The organism is Streptomyces sp. NPDC038280, assembly GCF_055600045.1.
Genome location: NZ_JBVJYZ010000003.1, coordinates 238,382 through 252,548, shown reverse-complemented (window position 1 = coordinate 252,548; position 14,167 = coordinate 238,382). Strand labels below are relative to the sequence as shown.

Below are 14,167 nucleotides of genomic sequence, written 5' to 3'. Positions count from 1 at the left end.
GACCGTGCGAGCTGTCACCGGACTCTGGCGCTGGCGGCGCAACCCGCTGCGCCGGTCCACGGATCTGGCCGAGGCGTGGGTGGCCCTCGTCGCCCTCCTCCTGATGTGCTGCGCCGCGCCCGCCGTCGGCTGGGTCTGCGGCGGGGTGATCGACGACTCGCTGCGGCGCGCGGTACGGGCCCAGCACGAGCAGCGGCATCCGGGCACGGCCCGGGTGCTGCGTCCCGCCGAACGCGCGGCCCATTCCGTACGGGATCCCGAGTCGGCCCGCACGCAGCACGCGCGACGGTCCGTGGTGGCCACCTGGACCGCGCCCGACGGCACGGCTCGCACGGGTACCGTCGCGACGACGCCCGAACTGGCCGATGCCGGGGACACCTTCCGGGTCTGGACGGACGACCGGGGGCGGGTGGTGGGTGCTCCGATGGACGCGGAGGCCGCCCGTGCGCACGCCGTCCTCGGCGGGGTCGCCGCCGCCCTCGCCGCGGGCGGAGTCGTCGAGGGGGCGCGGAGGCTGGTCGTATGGCGGCTGGTACGCCGTCGGTATGCGCGTCTCGACCGTGCGTGGGCCCAGGCCGGTCCCGACTGGGGCCGCGCCGGCACGGGCAGCTGACCGGTCAACTCGCGCGCCCCGCGCGCGCTACGGTGGTGCGATCGGATCACCGGCGGTCGATCGCACGAGGTGGGGGACGAGCAGCACGATGGCACAGGGCACGGTCCAGGTGACGCACACCGGCACATCGAGGTGGCGGCGCCGCACGGGCGAGTACGCCTCCCTGGCCGCGGCCCTGGAGGCCGCCGCGGACGGCGACATCCTCACCGTCGCGCCCGGAACCTATCGGGAGAACCTCGTCCTGCGGCGGGCCGTCACCCTGCGCGGACCGGAGGGCACGGTCGGTTCGGTCCGGATCGCGCCTGCCGACGGGGTGCCGCTCACCGTACGGGCCTCCGCCGTCGTCCAGGATCTGCACGTCGAGGGCCAGGACTCGTCGGCGCCCGCGCTGCTCGTCGAGGACGGCACCCCCGAGCTGCTGGATCTGCGGATCGTCACCCGCTCGGCGGCCGGTCTCGAAGTACGCGGCTCCGCGCGACCGGTCGTCCGGCGCTGCACCGTCGACAATCCGGCCGGGGTGGGGATCGGCGTACTCGACGGCGCCGGTGGGGTGTTCGAGGACTGCGAGGTCGTCGCGGCGGGCCAGTCGGGCGTCTCCGTCCGGGGCGGCGCGCATCCCCGGCTGGAACGCTGCCGGGTGCACCACGCCTCCGGCGCCGGGCTGTCGGTGACCGGCGAGGGCAGCGGCCTGGAGGCGGTGGGCTGCGAGGTGTACGAGATCAAGGGCACGGGCGTGCAGATCGCCTCGCGGGCCACGGCGCATCTCACCGACTCGTCCGTGCACCGCACGTCGGCGGACGGGATCACCCTGGACACCGACGCCGTACTGACGCTCTCCGACTGCGACATCCACGACATCCCGGAGAACGCGGTCGATCTGCGGTCCCGTTCGGTGCTGACGCTGACCCGCTCGACGGTCCGACGGTTCGGCCGCAACGGTCTGTCGGTCTGGGACCCGGGCACCCGGGTCGACGCCAACCAGTGCGAGATCCATGACAGTACGGGCGATTATCCGGCGGTGTGGGTCAGCGACGGCGCGACCGCCGTCCTCGACGCCTGCCGGGTGCACGACGTGCCGGACGCCCTGTTCGTCCTCGACCGCGGTTCCCGGGTCGATGTGGTCGACAGCGATCTGACGCAGGTGCGCAACACGGCCGTGTCGGTGAGCGACGGCGCGACCGCGCAGCTCGACGACTGCCGGATCCGGGAGGCGTCGACGGGGGCGTGGTTCCGCGACCACGGCAGCGGGGGCACGCTGGCGAACTGTCTGATCGACTCCGTCCAGACCGGTGTGATCGTCACCAAGGGCGCCGACCCGTCCATCGAACGGGTCACCGTCACCGCGTCCGCCGAAGCCGGCTTCTATGTCTCGGCGGAGGGCCGCGGATCGTTCCAGGGCTGCCGGGTGACCGGCAGCGGCGGCTACGGCTTCCATGTGATGGACGGGTGCCGTTCGACGCTGCGCGCCTGCCGTACGGAGCGGTGTGCGCGCGGCGGGTACGAGTTCCCGGAGGACGGTCCGCAGGCCGAGGACTGCACCAGCGACGAGAGCGGGGTGCGGGCCGCGCCGGCGCGGGGACCGGGGCCCGCGGTGCTGACGGCGACCCAGACCGCGGGGCTGCTCTCCACTCTGCCGGTGCAGCAGCCGGCCGCGCCGGTGGCCGAGGTGGTGACGGAACCGGCCCGCACCTCCCAGGACGTGCTCGGCGAACTCGACGCCCTGGTGGGCCTGGACAGCGTCAAGCACGAGGTCCGCACCCTCACCAACATGATCGAGGTCGGCAGGAAGCGGCAGGAGGCGGGGCTCAAGGCCGCGTCGGTCCGCCGCCATCTGGTCTTCACCGGCTCCCCCGGCACCGGCAAGACGACCGTCGCCCGGCTCTACGGGGAGATCCTCGCGTCGCTGGGCGTGCTGGAGCGGGGTCATCTGGTCGAGGTGTCCCGGGTCGACCTGGTCGGCGAACACATCGGCTCGACGGCGATCCGCACCCAGGAGGCCTTCGACCGGGCGCGCGGCGGGGTGCTCTTCGTCGACGAGGCGTACGCGCTGTCGCCCGAGGACTCGGGTCGGGACTTCGGCCGCGAGGCGATCGACACGCTGGTGAAGCTGATGGAGGACCACCGGGACGCGGTGGTGGTGATCGTCGCCGGCTACACGGCCGAGATGGAGCGCTTCCTGACCGTCAACCCCGGGGTGGCGTCGCGCTTCTCACGGACCATCACCTTCAGCGACTACGTGCCCGAGGAGCTGCTGCGGATCGTGGAGCAGCAGGCCGAGGAGCACGAGTACCGGCTGGGTACGGGCGCGGCCGAAGCACTCCTGAAGTACTTCACCGAGCTGCCCAAGGGGCCGGCGTTCGGCAACGGCCGTACCGCGCGGCAGACGTTCGAGTCGATGGTGGAGCGGCACGCCGGCCGGGTCGCCGCGCTCGCGGACGCGAGCACGGACGACCTGACCCTGCTCTATCCGGAGGACGTGCCCGAACTGCCCTGAGCGGTCTGCTCGTCGGCGCGCTGACGGGGCAGCGCCGGGGGCAGCCGGTCCAGGAGTCCGGTGCGTTCGGTGGCGAACACCGGGTCGGCCTGGTAGTCGGAGTGGCCGAGGATCGGTTCCGGCAGCGGGTGTTCATGGGTGCGGCCGTAGACCACGGGGTCGAGCAGGACGTCGCAGTCCACGGCCGGCCTGTCGCCCTCGGCGGGCACTCGCACGGGGCCGCCTATCGGGTCGGTGGCGCGCCACAGGTTGGTCCAGCAGTGCACGGTGCGGTGCAGCCCGCGCAGGGCCTCGGGTCCGAAGTAGGCGGGGAACCAGCGGCCGTAGAGCCGCTCCAGCGGGGAGCCGTAGGTGAGCAGCGCGACCCGCTTGCGCGTGGCGGGGGGCAGCTGCCAGACCGCGGCCGCCGCGAGCACACTGCCTTGGGAGTGCCCGGAGATGACCAACCGGCCGCCGGTGCGACGGGTCCAGGAGCGCATGCGCCAGGTGAGGTCGGGGACGGCCCGCTCTGCGTAGCAGGGCGGGGCGAAGGGGTGCGCGGCGCGCGGCCAGAAGGTGCCGACGTCCCACAGGATGCCGATGGTGCGTCGCGCGGAGGCGTCCTTGTAGGCGCGCCGGCCCCAGGTGACGAAGAGCAGGAATCCGAAGCCGACCATCCAGGAGCCGATGGCCTGGGCGGTGTCGGCCGTCGAGGCGATGACCGGCGGGGCCCCCTCGAAGGCCCGCCCGGGGACCTTTTCGCTGACCCACGCCCCGGCGACGGCTCCGGCGCCGAGCAGGAGCGTGGCGCCGGAGACGATGCCGATGATGGCCGGGGCCGAGTCGGTGAGCCCGGCGCGCGCCCGGGTGGAGGCGATCTTGCGGGTACGGACGGGGTCCGGGTCCTCGGTGCCGTAGTCGGTCTCGACGGCGGCCGCGAGGCGGCGGGCGGCGCGGGTGGTCCGGAGGGCGAGGAACGCCCCGGGCAGCAGCAGGACCAGGAGCAGCACAGGAATGACGGAGGCCTGCCAGCTCAGCAGGACGGGCGGGCCGATGATGGGGCCTTGGCCCATGCCGGGGGTGGCGGGGCCGTCGAGCCAGTCGGCGACGCGCTGGGCGACGCCGCCGGTCATCACACCGCCGAGGGCGCAGGCGAGCGTGGCGACGGCGGGACCGCCGAGTCCGTACACCGCCGTGCGCGGGTCCCGGTGAGGCCGGTGCAGCAGCAGGGCGACGACGGCGAGGGCGACCACGAGGGCGCCCTGGGCGAGGGCCAGTACGCGGAAGGTGACGTCACCGGGCAGGGTGCCGGCGGAGCGCCAGACCGGGCGCGACCAGCCCGCGTAGAGGACGGCGAGGATGAGCACGGTCAGGGCGGCGCAGGGCAGCCAGGAGACGGTGGCGCGTTCGACGTACCGGTCGAGGCGGCGTTCGCTGCGGCCGCGCCGGCAGACGACCCATACGACGACGGCCACGAGGGCGGCGATGGTCGCCTCCAGGAGCCAGCCGAGGACTTCGGGAAGGCTCGTCCCGGTGCCGGCGCGGTCGTGGCGGGCGGCCGCACCGCAGACGGCGGCGGCGACGGTGAGGAAACCGGCGGCGGTGTGCGCGGCGCGCAGCCGGGCGACGAGCCGGCGGCCGTACCAGAAACCGGGGCGGCCGAGAGGCGGGCGGACCTCGGCAGGGGTGTCCTGCGGTGCGCCCGGGGCGGGCGTCACCTCGTCGTAGCCGGTGGGCGGGCGCTGGGCCTCGTACGCGCTCCAGGTCCGGTTGGAGAGGTACCAGAGCAGTCCCACCAGGGCGGCCGGGACGACGGCGGCCAGCCCGAGGCGGCGGCCGGGCTGGGACCACCAGCCGCCCCGGCCCGCGGAGAGGAACCCGAGCCAGGACCGCTCGTCCGCGCAGGCGGTGACGCCGGCGCACTGCCAGGCGGTCAGGTCGAGGGCCACCTCGCAGGCGGCGGCGGTGAGCAGCACGGTGAGGGTGAGGGCGACCAGCCGCACCAGCACTCCGTACAGCCGGATCAGGCCCTTGCGGCCCCGGGTCGGCGGGCGCATCCAGTGCGCGAGATTGGCGACCATGAACGGCAGCAGGAGGAGCCACAGGGCCCGCGCGCCGTTGCCCGAGGTGAGGTTGGACCAGCAGTACGCCTCCGGCACCGGGCGTTCCTCGTACCGCTCGGGGTGGCCCTCGGCGTCCAGGTCGTCGGCGCGGCGGTGCATGGCGGCGGTGGCGTCACCGGTGACCCTCACGGTGCGGGGGTCGTCGAGCATGGCCTGAGGGGTGGCTCCGCCGACGCCGTGGACCAGCAGTTCCAGCGCGGCGCCACCACTTCTCGGGGCCGGTGGGGCAGGGGACACGTCGGTGACTCGCTCTCGTGCGGGGAGGGTCAAGGCAGGAACAACCATCGCGGATCACCGTGCGTGTCCGCAGGGTCTCTCACGGAATCTGCCCCGCCCGTTCACCACCGACGCGCCGTGCGAGGATGAGCCCCCGCGGCCTGCGGTGACGGCGGCGACGACGATCTGGAAGGACCGGCCACGGCGGTGAGTGACAATCAGAACCTCCTCGCGGAGCAGCGGCGTGCCCTGATCCTCGACGAGGTGCGGCGGCGCGGCGGCGTGCGGGTCAATGAGCTGACCCGCCGGCTCAGCGTCTCGGACATGACGGTGCGCCGGGACCTGGACGCGCTGGCCCGTCAGGGCGTCGTCGAGAAGGTGCACGGTGGCGCCGTGCCGGTGGTCGAACCGCGGACGCACGAGCCCGGATTCGAGGCGAAGTCGTCGCTGGAGCCGACCGCGAAGGAGGACATCGCGCGAGCTGCCGCGGCGATGGCGGTGCCGGGCAGCGCCATCGCCCTGTCCGGGGGAACCACCACCTACGCGCTGGCCCACCATCTGCTGGAGGTGCCCGACCTGACGGTGGTGACCAACTCCGTGCGGGTCGCGGACGTCTTCCACGCCGCTCAGGGACACGGGCCTTCGGGCGGTCAGCGGCCGGGGGCGGCGACGGTGGTCCTCACCGGCGGCGTGCGCACCCCGTCGGACGCGCTGGTCGGCCCGGTGGCCGATCAGGCGATCGGCTCGCTCCACTTCGACGTGCTCTTCCTCGGCGTGCACGGGGTCTCCGTCGAGGCGGGTCTCTCGACGCCGAACCTGGCGGAGGCGGAGACGAACCGGCGTCTGGTGCACTCGGCGCGACGGGTCGTGGTGGTCGCCGACCACACCAAGTGGGGGACCGTGGGCCTGAGTTCCTTCGCCCGGCTGGAGGACGTGGACACCCTGGTGACGGATGCGGGGTTGTCGGACGAGACCCGGGCGGAGATGGCGGAGCATCTGCCGGGGCTGCTGATCGCGGGCGAGGACGCCTGAGCGGACGGTGGCTGGTCGCGGGAGCCCTCGGGGCCGGGCAGGCGGCGGAGCGCGTCGAGCGGTGTCCACGAGGGTGTCGCGCCGCTCGGTGCGTCGCCGCGCCGGGCGTCGGCCCTACGATCGCGCGATGAGCGTCCTGCGAATCGAACGTGACACGGCTCTGCCCGTCGGCGAGGCCTGGCGCCGGGTCACGGACTGGCCCGCTCATGGCGCGCAGGTCCCGCTGACCAGGTCCCGTGTGCTGACCTCGGGGACGACGGGCCCCGGAACCAGCTTCGTCGCGCGGACCGGTGTGGGGCGGCTGACCGTCGACGATCCGATGGAGGTCGTCCGCTGGGAGCCTCCGTCCGGTAGCGCTCCCGGGCGCTGCCGTCTGGAGAAGTACGGCCGGTGGGTGCTCGGGTGGGCCGAGATCGAGGTGCACGGGACGGGGCGGGGTGCCCGGGTGGTGTGGGTGGAGGAGCTGCGCGTACGCGGGCTGCCCCGGTGGTTCGATCCCGTACTGGCGCGTGCCGGGCGGGTGATGTTCGGCCGGGCCCTGGACGGCTTGCTGAAGTCGCCGCCCGGCACAGACATCTGACGGATCGACAGTTATGGTGTGCGGGCCCGTGACCCCCTGCCCCGGAGGAACTGTCCCATGGCACGCCGACTGAGGCCCGTGGAGCTCGACTTCGTCGAGACGGCACCGTTGCGACTGGCGTTCACCGCGGAGGTGGCCGCTCCGCACGAGGCCGTCTACCGCGCGCTGGCCGATGACGTCGAGAGCTGGCCCGCCTGGTTCGCGGCCGTCACGAGGGCCCGGCCCACGGACGGGGGTGCGGGCCGCGAGGTCCTCCTCAAGGGCGGCACCCGCTTCCAGGAGACGATCATGGCCCGGGAGTCCGGTGGGCGTTACGCCTATCGCGTGGACGAGACCAACGCCCCCGGCGTGCGGGCCATGGTGGAGGACTGGAGGCTGACGCCGACAGCCGGGGGCACCCGGGTGCGCTGGACGATGGCGGCGGACGGCGGCGCACTGTTCCGGCTCACGATGCGACTGGCGCGCCCGGGGGTCGGGCGCTCCTTCCGGGGCGCGGTGCGGGGCCTCGAACGGCGCCTCACGGCCGAGGCCGCGCAGAAGCCTCCGTCCGCCGCGTAGTTCCGCCCGGGGGCGCCGTTCACGGTCGGGCACATGGATCCCACCGGCGGGCGCCCGGCTCGCCGTCGGGGCGTCGCAGGTCACCCGCTGCCGGGCGCATGCGCCACGCACCGGCGGCCGCGCGGGTCACCGCGGCCAGGCGCCGGTGGCCAGGAATCGCTCGATGGCGGCGGCGTACGGAGCGATGTCCAGGCCCTGTTCCGCGAGCCAGGCGTCGGAGTAGTACTTGTCCAGGTAGCGGTCGCCCGGGTCGCAGAGCAGGGTGACCACACTGCCCGTGCGGCCCTCCGCGACCATCTCGGCGACGATCTTCAGCGCGCTCCACAGTCCGGTCCCCGTCGAGCCGCCGGCCTTGCGGCCGATGGCGGCCTCGAGCGCGCGGACGGCGGCCACGCTCGCCGCGTCCGGCACCTTCATCATCCGGTCGATGGCGCCCGGGACGAAGCTCGGCTCCATGCGGGGGCGGCCGATCCCCTCGATACGCGAGCCGCAATCGCTACTGGCGAGCGGGTCGTTGCGGGTCCAGCCGTCGAAGAAGCACGAGTTCTCCGGGTCGGCCACACAGATGCGGGTGTCGTGCTGCATGTAGTGCACATAGCGGGCGATGGTCGCCGAGGTGCCGCCGGTCCCGGCCGTGGCGACGATCCAGGCCGGCTCCGGGTAGCGCTCCAACCTGAGCTGCTGGTACATCGATTCGGCGATGTTGTTGTTGCCGCGCCAGTCGGTCGCCCGCTCGGCGTAGGTGAACTGGTCCATGTAGTGGCCGCCGGTCCGCTCGGCCAGGGCGGCGGACTCCTCGTAGATCTTGCGCGAGTCGTCGACGAAATGGCACTGGCCGCCATGGAATTCGATGAGGCGGCACTTCTCCGCGCTGGTGGTGCGCGGCATGACGGCGATGAACGGCACGCCGATCAGCTTGGCGAAGTACGCCTCGGAGACGGCGGTCGAGCCGCTGGACGCCTCGATGACGGGCTTGCCCGGCCGGATCCAGCCGTTGCACAGCCCGTAGAGGAAGAGCGAGCGGGCCAGGCGGTGCTTGAGGCTGCCGGTGGGGTGGGTGGACTCGTCCTTCAGATAGAGATCGATCCCCCACTGCTCGGGGAGCGGGAAGCGCAGCAGATGAGTGTCGGCGGAGCGGTTCGCGTCGGCCTGGACCTTGCGCACGGCCTCCTTCAGCCATGCCCGGTAGGCGGCGTCGCTCCGGTCCACGTCGATGGTCGCCATGGCCTCGCCCGGCGTGATGCTTCCGGCCTTTTCAGCGGTGCTCATCCGCCCGCCTCCTCGTCTGTTCCCACTACGGCCCCCACTGCCGACAATAGCCCCCTCACCTGCACAAACGTTCCCTTTGGGGGTCCATAGGAGGGTCTTGGGGGCCCGGTCGGCCGGGGATGGGTCGGATACCGGACAGGTCGGGTACGCACCCTGGTGCACCGGGGCGTTGATGGGCAGACTGGCGAGAAGAGACCGGTGCGAAGGGGGCGGAAAGGCATGTCGGAGCCCGAGTTCAGCGCCACGGGCGTGCAGATCGAGCGGTGGCCGCGTTCACTGACCAGGGCGGGCGAGGTCGTGATCAAGGACGGCAGGCTGGAGCTGTTGACCAGCTACGGCAGCGAGATCGACAGCGCGCCGGTACAGGCGGTGAAGGCGGGCCGCCCCTGGTTCGCGGGCAAGGACGCGACCGTCGCGACGGTGAACGGCAAGCGTTATCGGCTGACCATGGGCCGGCACGAGGAGAGCGCCGACAGCGGCGACGAGCCGGAGGCGGCGGTCCGGGCGGGCCGTTTCCTCGAGGCGGTGCGGCGCGCGACGAGCGCCGAGAAGTGAGTCGACAGCACCCTGGACAGCGCCCCGATGTGACGGTCGTCCGGTCCCCGCGAGTTGCGTGACCGTAACGACTGGTTCACGCTGTACACACACGTCACTCAGGGTTTGCCGGCGGTTACGCTGCGCCCCAGCGCTTCAACGCCCGTCGGCGCACGACAGCAGTCAGCCAACTGCAGGATCCGATCCTTCGTCTTCTTCCGGACCTATTCGGGGAGTCGCAGCCGTGATCAGCGAACCAAGCAGACACTGCACGGTGGAGCTGCAAGCCCTGCCGTCGCGGATCGGTCAGGTCCGCAGAATCGTTTCTGCGCACCTGCGCTACTGGCATCTCGATGCCTTGATAGACCAGGCGGCGCTCGGCGTCACCGAACTGCTGACCAACGTCCACCGGCATGCCCAGCCCGACAAGACGTGCATCGTGGAGCTCGAGCTGCTGCTCGACCGCCTGACCGTCTCCGTCCACGACCACGACCCCCGCCTCCCGTCGCTCAACGACGCCAGGACCCTGTCGACCTCCTCGACCTCGGGGCGAGGACTCGCGCTCATCGAGGCGGTCAGCGAGAGCTGGGGCGTACGGCCGGAGGGCGACGGCGGAAAGGTCGTCTGGTTCACCCTCCCCGCCCCTCCGCACCTCGTGGCCGTGGCCCCGCGCCCGCACGCTGTCCCCGGTGCGACGACCGACGGGCCGTTCGCGGGGCAGGGACACTTCCTGGAGATCGGCGGTGTGCCGTTCGGCGCGGTGGACGACGCGGCCCCGACCCCGACTGCCGCCCGGTCCGCCGTCGCGGGCTGACCCCCGGGCGGCTTGATCGCCCGGGACGGTCCGGCGCCCTCCTCCCGCCCGGTCGCACCGGCCGGGAGGCCGGCATTCAGCCGGGCGGGCCGCCCGTGGAACCGGCCGGTCCCGTCATGCCGAAGCACCTCCCTTGCCCGTGGCGTGCCGGCCGAACTGCTCGTCCAGCACCGACAGCCGGCGCCAGTACTCGTCCTCGTCGATCTCGCCCGCCGCGAAGCGGTGGCCGAGCAGGGCGATGGGCGACTGGTCGTCGACGACGGGCCGGGGCCCCCTGCGCCCGCGCAGGCCGGCGCGGCGCAGCACGGTGACGACGGTGAAGATGACGGCCGCCCAGATCAGCGGGAAGAACAGGACCCACGGTCCGGGTCCTTCGTGGGCGAGGGTGTTCATCTCGGTTCAGCTCCTCCGGTGGTGATGGTGGCCCTGGTGGCGTTTCGCTCCTCCGAGACTCGCGCGCGCAGGGGGTCGGAGTCGTCGTACGGCCGGCGGCTGTTCGCCTACCACGGGAGAAGTACACGGATCCCGCGGGGCTCCTCCCCCGGCAACCCTCGGCGCCACTCGACTTCTGTACCTACTAGTATGTACAGTGCGCTCATGAGCACTCCGGAGCGACTGATCGAGGCGACCCGCGAGCTTCTGTGGGAGCGCGGCTACGTGGGCACCAGCCCCAAGGCGATCCAGCAGCAGGCCGGCGCGGGGCAGGGCAGCATGTACCACCACTTCGCCGGCAAGCCCGACCTGGCGCTGGCGGCGATCCGGCGCACGGCCGAGGAGATGCGCGCGGCGGCCGAAGCGGTCCTCGGCGGCGAGGGGTCGGCCCACGACCGCATCCGCGCCTATCTGCTGCGCGAGCGCGACGTGCTGCGCGGCTGCCCGGTCGGCCGTCTGACCATGGACCCGGACATCATCGCGAGCGACGAACTGCGCGCACCGGTGGACGAGACGCTCGACTGGCTGCGGGGACGGCTCGCCGGAATCGTCCAGGAGGGCCTGGACGCGGGCGAGTTCACCACGCCACTCGTCCCCGCGGAGACGGCGGCCGCGATCGTGGCGACCGTGCAGGGCGGGTACGTCCTCGCCCGCGCCTCCGGCTCGACGGTCCCTTTCGACACCGCCGTCAGGGGACTGCTCGCCCTGCTCGCACCCCGTACCTGACAAGGGAGTCCGCCCGCATGCACATCACCCGCACCCGCCCCGAGAGCCTGCCGGGACCGGCCGAGCACTTCACCGGCTCGGTGTGGCTCGACGAGATAGCGTCGCCGCGATCTCCCTCCAGACTGCGGATGTTCAGCGTCCACTTCACGCCCGGCGCCCACACGGCCTGGCACCGCCACCCGCACGGCCAGGTCCTCCATGTCACCGAGGGCGAGGGGCTGGTACAGCGCAGGGGCGGCCCGGTCGAGCCCGTCCGGGCGGGCGACACGGTCTGGATCGAGCCGGGCGAGTGGCACTGGCACGGCGCCGCACCGCGCACCTTCATGACCCACCTCGCGGTGGTCGAGGCCGCCGCCGACGGCACCACGACCGACTGGGACGCCCACGTCACCGACGCGTACCCCGCCTGAGGAGCCCCTCGTGCACGCCATGCAGTACGAGATCACCCTGCCCGCCGACTACGACATGAGGATCATCCACGACCGGGTGGCGACGAAGGGGCACCTGCTCGACGACTTCCCCGGCCTCGGCATCAAGGCATATCTCATCCGTGAACGCGCGGACGGATCGCCGGTGAACCAGTACGCGCCGTTCTATCTCTGGGCCACGCAGGAGGGCATGAGCTCCTTCCTGTGGGGTCCCGGTTTCCAGGGAATCGTCAACGACTTCGGACGCCCTCAGGTGCAGCACTGGACGGGACTCGGCTACGAGGACGGCCCGGCGGCCGGGTCCGTGGCAACGCTCGCGACCCGCCGCCGGGAGCGCCTCCTGGAGCACGAGACGCCGGCGGACGCGGTTCGGCGGGCCCTGGCGGAGCACCGGCCGGCCGCGGCGGCACCGGGCGTGGTCGCGGCGGCCGTGGCCGTCGATCCCCGGCGCTGGGAGCTGCTGCACTTCACGCTCTGGGCCGGGGAGGCACCCGCGGAGGCGATCGAGGACGCGCCAGGGCACACGCTCGAGCCGACGCCCGGGGGCGGCGGCGAGCGCTTCCGGGTGCTGCGCCTCTGCACACCGGACAGATCGAAACTTCCCCGGGGCCGGCAGTGGTGAGCCGGGTCCGTACGGTCCTCGGTGACGTACCCGCTTCGGAGCTGGGTCTCTGCGACGCCCACGACCACCTCTTCCTGCGGACGCCGCGGCTGCCCGGCGAGGAACTCGACGACGTCGCCGAGGCGGGGCTCCGGCTTCGTGACTTCGCGGCTCTCGGGGGGCGGACGGTGGTGCAGTGGACTCCGTACGGCATGGGCCGCCGGGTGGCGGACCTGGCCGCGCTCTCCCGGGCGCACGGCGTGCATGTGGTCGCCGCGACGGGGCTGCACCAGGCTCAGCACTATGCCCCGGAGCTCCTGGACTCGCTCCCGGAGGATCTGGCCGATCTCTTCACGGCCGAACTGACCGAGGGCATCGCGGGCACGGGCGTACGGGCCGGACTGGTCAAGGTGGCGGGCGACTTCCACGGCGTCGGCGCCCATGCGCGCCGCACCCTGTCGGCGGCTGCCCGCGCCCACCACCGTACGGGCGCGCCCGTCGCCGTCCACCTGGAACTGGGGACCGGCGCGCGTGCCGTACTGGATCTGCTGTGCGGAGAGGAGGAGGTCCCGCCGGAGAAGGTGATCCTGGGGCACCTGGGCCGTTCCCCCGACCGGGTCGTGCAGCGGGAGGCGGCGCGGGCGGGGGCGTATCTGGCGTTCGACGGCCCCTCGCGTGCCCATCACGCCACCGACTGGCAGTTGCCCCACGAGTTGGCGGCGCTGGTGGAGGCGGGTTTCGTGGACCGGCTGCTCCTCGGCGGGGACACCACGATGCCGGGGACACCGGGGATGCCGTTTCTGCTCGGCGGTCTGCGCCCGCGCCTCGAACTCACCCTGGACCACGAGGTGGTGGAGCTGATCCTCGGGGAGAATCCGGCGCGGGCGTTCGCCTTCGGCGGCTCGGAGGGGGTCATCCCACCGGAATCAGCGTGAGGTAGACCATGCCGAGGACCTGGCGGTAGCCGTTCAGCCAGTTCGAGCGCTGGCGGTCGACCCGTTCGCGCGTCTCGGCGGCCAGCGGGTGGTCCGGGTGCTCCGCGAGCCAGACCTCGACGCCCTCGCGATAGGCCGACTCGAACTCCTCCCACTCGTCGACGCTCGCGGTCTCGATCCGCGCGGGCCTGAAGCCGGCCTCGATCGCCAGGTCGACGAGCGGGCCGAGGAGCAGATGATCGCCGGTGTGGGCGCCCGGCCACATCCCCGCGAGTTCCTCGTCGGTGGGGACGCGCTGCCAGAAGCCCTCGCCGAGTACGACCCGCCCGCCGGGGCGGACGAGCCGGCGCAGCTCCTTGAGCGCGGCGGCGGGGTCGTGGGGTCCGTCGGGGTCGCAGAGGGCCTGGCTCGACCCGAGGCACAGCACGACGTCGGCCGGGCCGCGGTCCGTGCCGAGAGCGGACTCCTCGACGAACTCGACCCGTTCGGCGAGCCCCCGCTCCTTGGCCAGGTCCTTGCCCCTGGCCAGGTCGTTGGCGTTGATGTCGATCCCGATCCCGCGCGCGCCGGGCGCGGCCTCCAGAACGCGCAGGAGCAACTCGCCCCAGCCGCTGCCGATGTCGAGGACCCTTTCGGGGTCCGTGTCCGCGAGCCGCCCGATCATCCGCTCGACACGGGCTTCGGACAGCGGTCCGTGGAAGGTGAGGTGGGTGAGGCGCGGAGGAAGATCATTGGCGGTCATGGGGCGGAACGGTAGCCCGGGGTGAGGTGGGTGAACAGGGATTTTCGCCGCCTGGTGGAGGGCTCCTGGGCGGGGCGGTGGGCGGTGGCGG

Annotated in this window: 15 protein-coding genes; 11 read left to right on the top strand and 4 right to left on the bottom strand. The window is 73.0% G+C overall.

Annotation, left to right across the window (positions count from 1 at the left end):
* Window positions 1–4: 4 nt before the first annotated feature.
* Window positions 5–613 (top strand): Rv1733c family protein, encoded by a 609-nt coding sequence (locus tag ACZ7J0_RS09515; RefSeq protein ID WP_470885580.1) that lies wholly within the window; start codon window positions 5–7, stop codon window positions 611–613.
* An 88-nt stretch (window positions 614–701) separates the two neighbouring features.
* On the top strand, window positions 702–3,107 hold the full coding sequence (locus ACZ7J0_RS09510) for a right-handed parallel beta-helix repeat-containing protein (protein ID WP_470885578.1): 2,406 nt from the start codon (window positions 702–704) through the stop codon (window positions 3,105–3,107).
* Here ACZ7J0_RS09510 and ACZ7J0_RS09505 read toward each other — a convergent pair.
* The gene (locus tag ACZ7J0_RS09505; protein WP_470885576.1) at window positions 3,077–5,494 is read right to left on the bottom strand and encodes a hypothetical protein; all 2,418 of its coding nucleotides are present in this window, start codon (window positions 5,492–5,494) and stop codon (window positions 3,077–3,079) included. The genes ACZ7J0_RS09510 and ACZ7J0_RS09505 overlap by 31 nt on opposite strands.
* Before the next feature lie 138 nt (window positions 5,495–5,632).
* Here ACZ7J0_RS09505 and ACZ7J0_RS09500 point away from each other — a divergent pair, with 138 nt between their 5' ends.
* From ACZ7J0_RS09500 to ACZ7J0_RS09490, 3 genes are all read left to right on the top strand, one after another.
* Window positions 5,633–6,457, top strand: a complete 825-nt coding sequence (locus ACZ7J0_RS09500) for a DeoR/GlpR family DNA-binding transcription regulator (protein WP_470885574.1) — start codon at window positions 5,633–5,635, stop codon at window positions 6,455–6,457.
* Window positions 6,458–6,584: 127 nt separating this feature from the next.
* Window positions 6,585–7,037: an SRPBCC family protein gene (locus tag ACZ7J0_RS09495; protein ID WP_470885572.1), complete on the top strand. Its 453-nt coding sequence runs from the start codon at window positions 6,585–6,587 to the stop codon at window positions 7,035–7,037.
* 57 nt (window positions 7,038–7,094) lie between these two features.
* Complete coding sequence (locus tag ACZ7J0_RS09490; protein WP_470885570.1) at window positions 7,095–7,595, top strand: SRPBCC family protein; 501 nt, start codon at window positions 7,095–7,097, stop codon at window positions 7,593–7,595.
* 126 nt (window positions 7,596–7,721) lie between these two features.
* On the opposite strand, the gene cds1 is transcribed toward ACZ7J0_RS09490, so the two are convergent.
* Complete coding sequence (cds1, locus tag ACZ7J0_RS09485) at window positions 7,722–8,864, bottom strand: L-cysteine desulfhydrase Cds1 (RefSeq protein ID WP_470885568.1); 1,143 nt, start codon at window positions 8,862–8,864, stop codon at window positions 7,722–7,724.
* Between the two features lie 219 nt (window positions 8,865–9,083).
* Here cds1 and ACZ7J0_RS09480 point away from each other — a divergent pair, with 219 nt between their 5' ends.
* Window positions 9,084–9,419 (top strand): hypothetical protein, encoded by a 336-nt coding sequence (locus tag ACZ7J0_RS09480; RefSeq protein WP_470885566.1) that lies wholly within the window; start codon window positions 9,084–9,086, stop codon window positions 9,417–9,419.
* A 223-nt stretch (window positions 9,420–9,642) separates the two neighbouring features.
* A complete protein-coding gene (locus ACZ7J0_RS09475) occupies window positions 9,643–10,212 on the top strand; it encodes an ATP-binding protein (RefSeq protein ID WP_470885565.1) in 570 nt (189 codons plus the stop codon).
* A gap of 114 nt (window positions 10,213–10,326) precedes the next feature.
* Here ACZ7J0_RS09475 and ACZ7J0_RS09470 read toward each other — a convergent pair whose 3' ends face one another.
* A complete protein-coding gene (locus ACZ7J0_RS09470) occupies window positions 10,327–10,605 on the bottom strand; it encodes an SHOCT domain-containing protein (RefSeq protein ID WP_470885564.1) in 279 nt (92 codons plus the stop codon).
* A gap of 189 nt (window positions 10,606–10,794) precedes the next feature.
* On the opposite strand from ACZ7J0_RS09470, the gene ACZ7J0_RS09465 reads away from it, so the two are divergent.
* From ACZ7J0_RS09465 to ACZ7J0_RS09450, 4 genes are read left to right on the top strand one after another with little or no spacing between them, the layout of a single operon-like run.
* Window positions 10,795–11,370 (top strand): TetR/AcrR family transcriptional regulator, encoded by a 576-nt coding sequence (locus ACZ7J0_RS09465; protein WP_470885563.1) that lies wholly within the window; start codon window positions 10,795–10,797, stop codon window positions 11,368–11,370.
* Between the two features lie 17 nt (window positions 11,371–11,387).
* Window positions 11,388–11,780, top strand: a complete 393-nt coding sequence (locus tag ACZ7J0_RS09460; protein WP_470885562.1) for a (R)-mandelonitrile lyase — start codon at window positions 11,388–11,390, stop codon at window positions 11,778–11,780.
* Window positions 11,781–11,790: 10 nt separating this feature from the next.
* Entirely contained in the window at window positions 11,791–12,420 is a 630-nt protein-coding gene (locus ACZ7J0_RS09455; RefSeq protein ID WP_470885561.1) for a DUF4865 family protein, read from the top strand.
* Complete coding sequence (locus ACZ7J0_RS09450) at window positions 12,414–13,334, top strand: phosphotriesterase family protein (protein ID WP_470885560.1); 921 nt, start codon at window positions 12,414–12,416, stop codon at window positions 13,332–13,334. Before ACZ7J0_RS09455 ends, ACZ7J0_RS09450 begins: the two co-directional genes overlap by 7 nt.
* On the opposite strand, the gene ACZ7J0_RS09445 is transcribed toward ACZ7J0_RS09450, so the two are convergent.
* Entirely contained in the window at window positions 13,312–14,076 is a 765-nt protein-coding gene (locus ACZ7J0_RS09445) for an SAM-dependent methyltransferase (RefSeq protein WP_470885559.1), read from the bottom strand. The two genes, ACZ7J0_RS09450 and ACZ7J0_RS09445, sit on opposite strands and share 23 nt — an antisense overlap.
* Window positions 14,077–14,167 lie beyond the last annotated feature (91 nt).

Excerpts from the sequence above, each read along its gene's own strand:
- ACZ7J0_RS09460 (WP_470885562.1), top strand. The coding sequence starts at position 11,388 with ATGCACATCACCCGCACCCGCCCCGAGAGCCTGCCGGGACCGGCCGAG.
- ACZ7J0_RS09505 (WP_470885576.1), bottom strand. The coding sequence starts at position 5,494 with ATGGTTGTTCCTGCCTTGACCCTCCCCGCACGAGAGCGAGTCACCGAC.
- cds1 (WP_470885568.1), bottom strand. The coding sequence starts at position 8,864 with ATGAGCACCGCTGAAAAGGCCGGAAGCATCACGCCGGGCGAGGCCATG.
- ACZ7J0_RS09465 (WP_470885563.1), top strand. The coding sequence starts at position 10,795 with ATGTACAGTGCGCTCATGAGCACTCCGGAGCGACTGATCGAGGCGACC.
- ACZ7J0_RS09470 (WP_470885564.1), bottom strand. The coding sequence starts at position 10,605 with ATGAACACCCTCGCCCACGAAGGACCCGGACCGTGGGTCCTGTTCTTC.
- ACZ7J0_RS09495 (WP_470885572.1), top strand. The coding sequence starts at position 6,585 with ATGAGCGTCCTGCGAATCGAACGTGACACGGCTCTGCCCGTCGGCGAG.
- ACZ7J0_RS09480 (WP_470885566.1), top strand. The coding sequence starts at position 9,084 with ATGTCGGAGCCCGAGTTCAGCGCCACGGGCGTGCAGATCGAGCGGTGG.
- ACZ7J0_RS09490 (WP_470885570.1), top strand. The coding sequence starts at position 7,095 with ATGGCACGCCGACTGAGGCCCGTGGAGCTCGACTTCGTCGAGACGGCA.
- ACZ7J0_RS09510 (WP_470885578.1), top strand. The coding sequence starts at position 702 with ATGGCACAGGGCACGGTCCAGGTGACGCACACCGGCACATCGAGGTGG.
- ACZ7J0_RS09445 (WP_470885559.1), bottom strand. The coding sequence starts at position 14,076 with ATGACCGCCAATGATCTTCCTCCGCGCCTCACCCACCTCACCTTCCAC.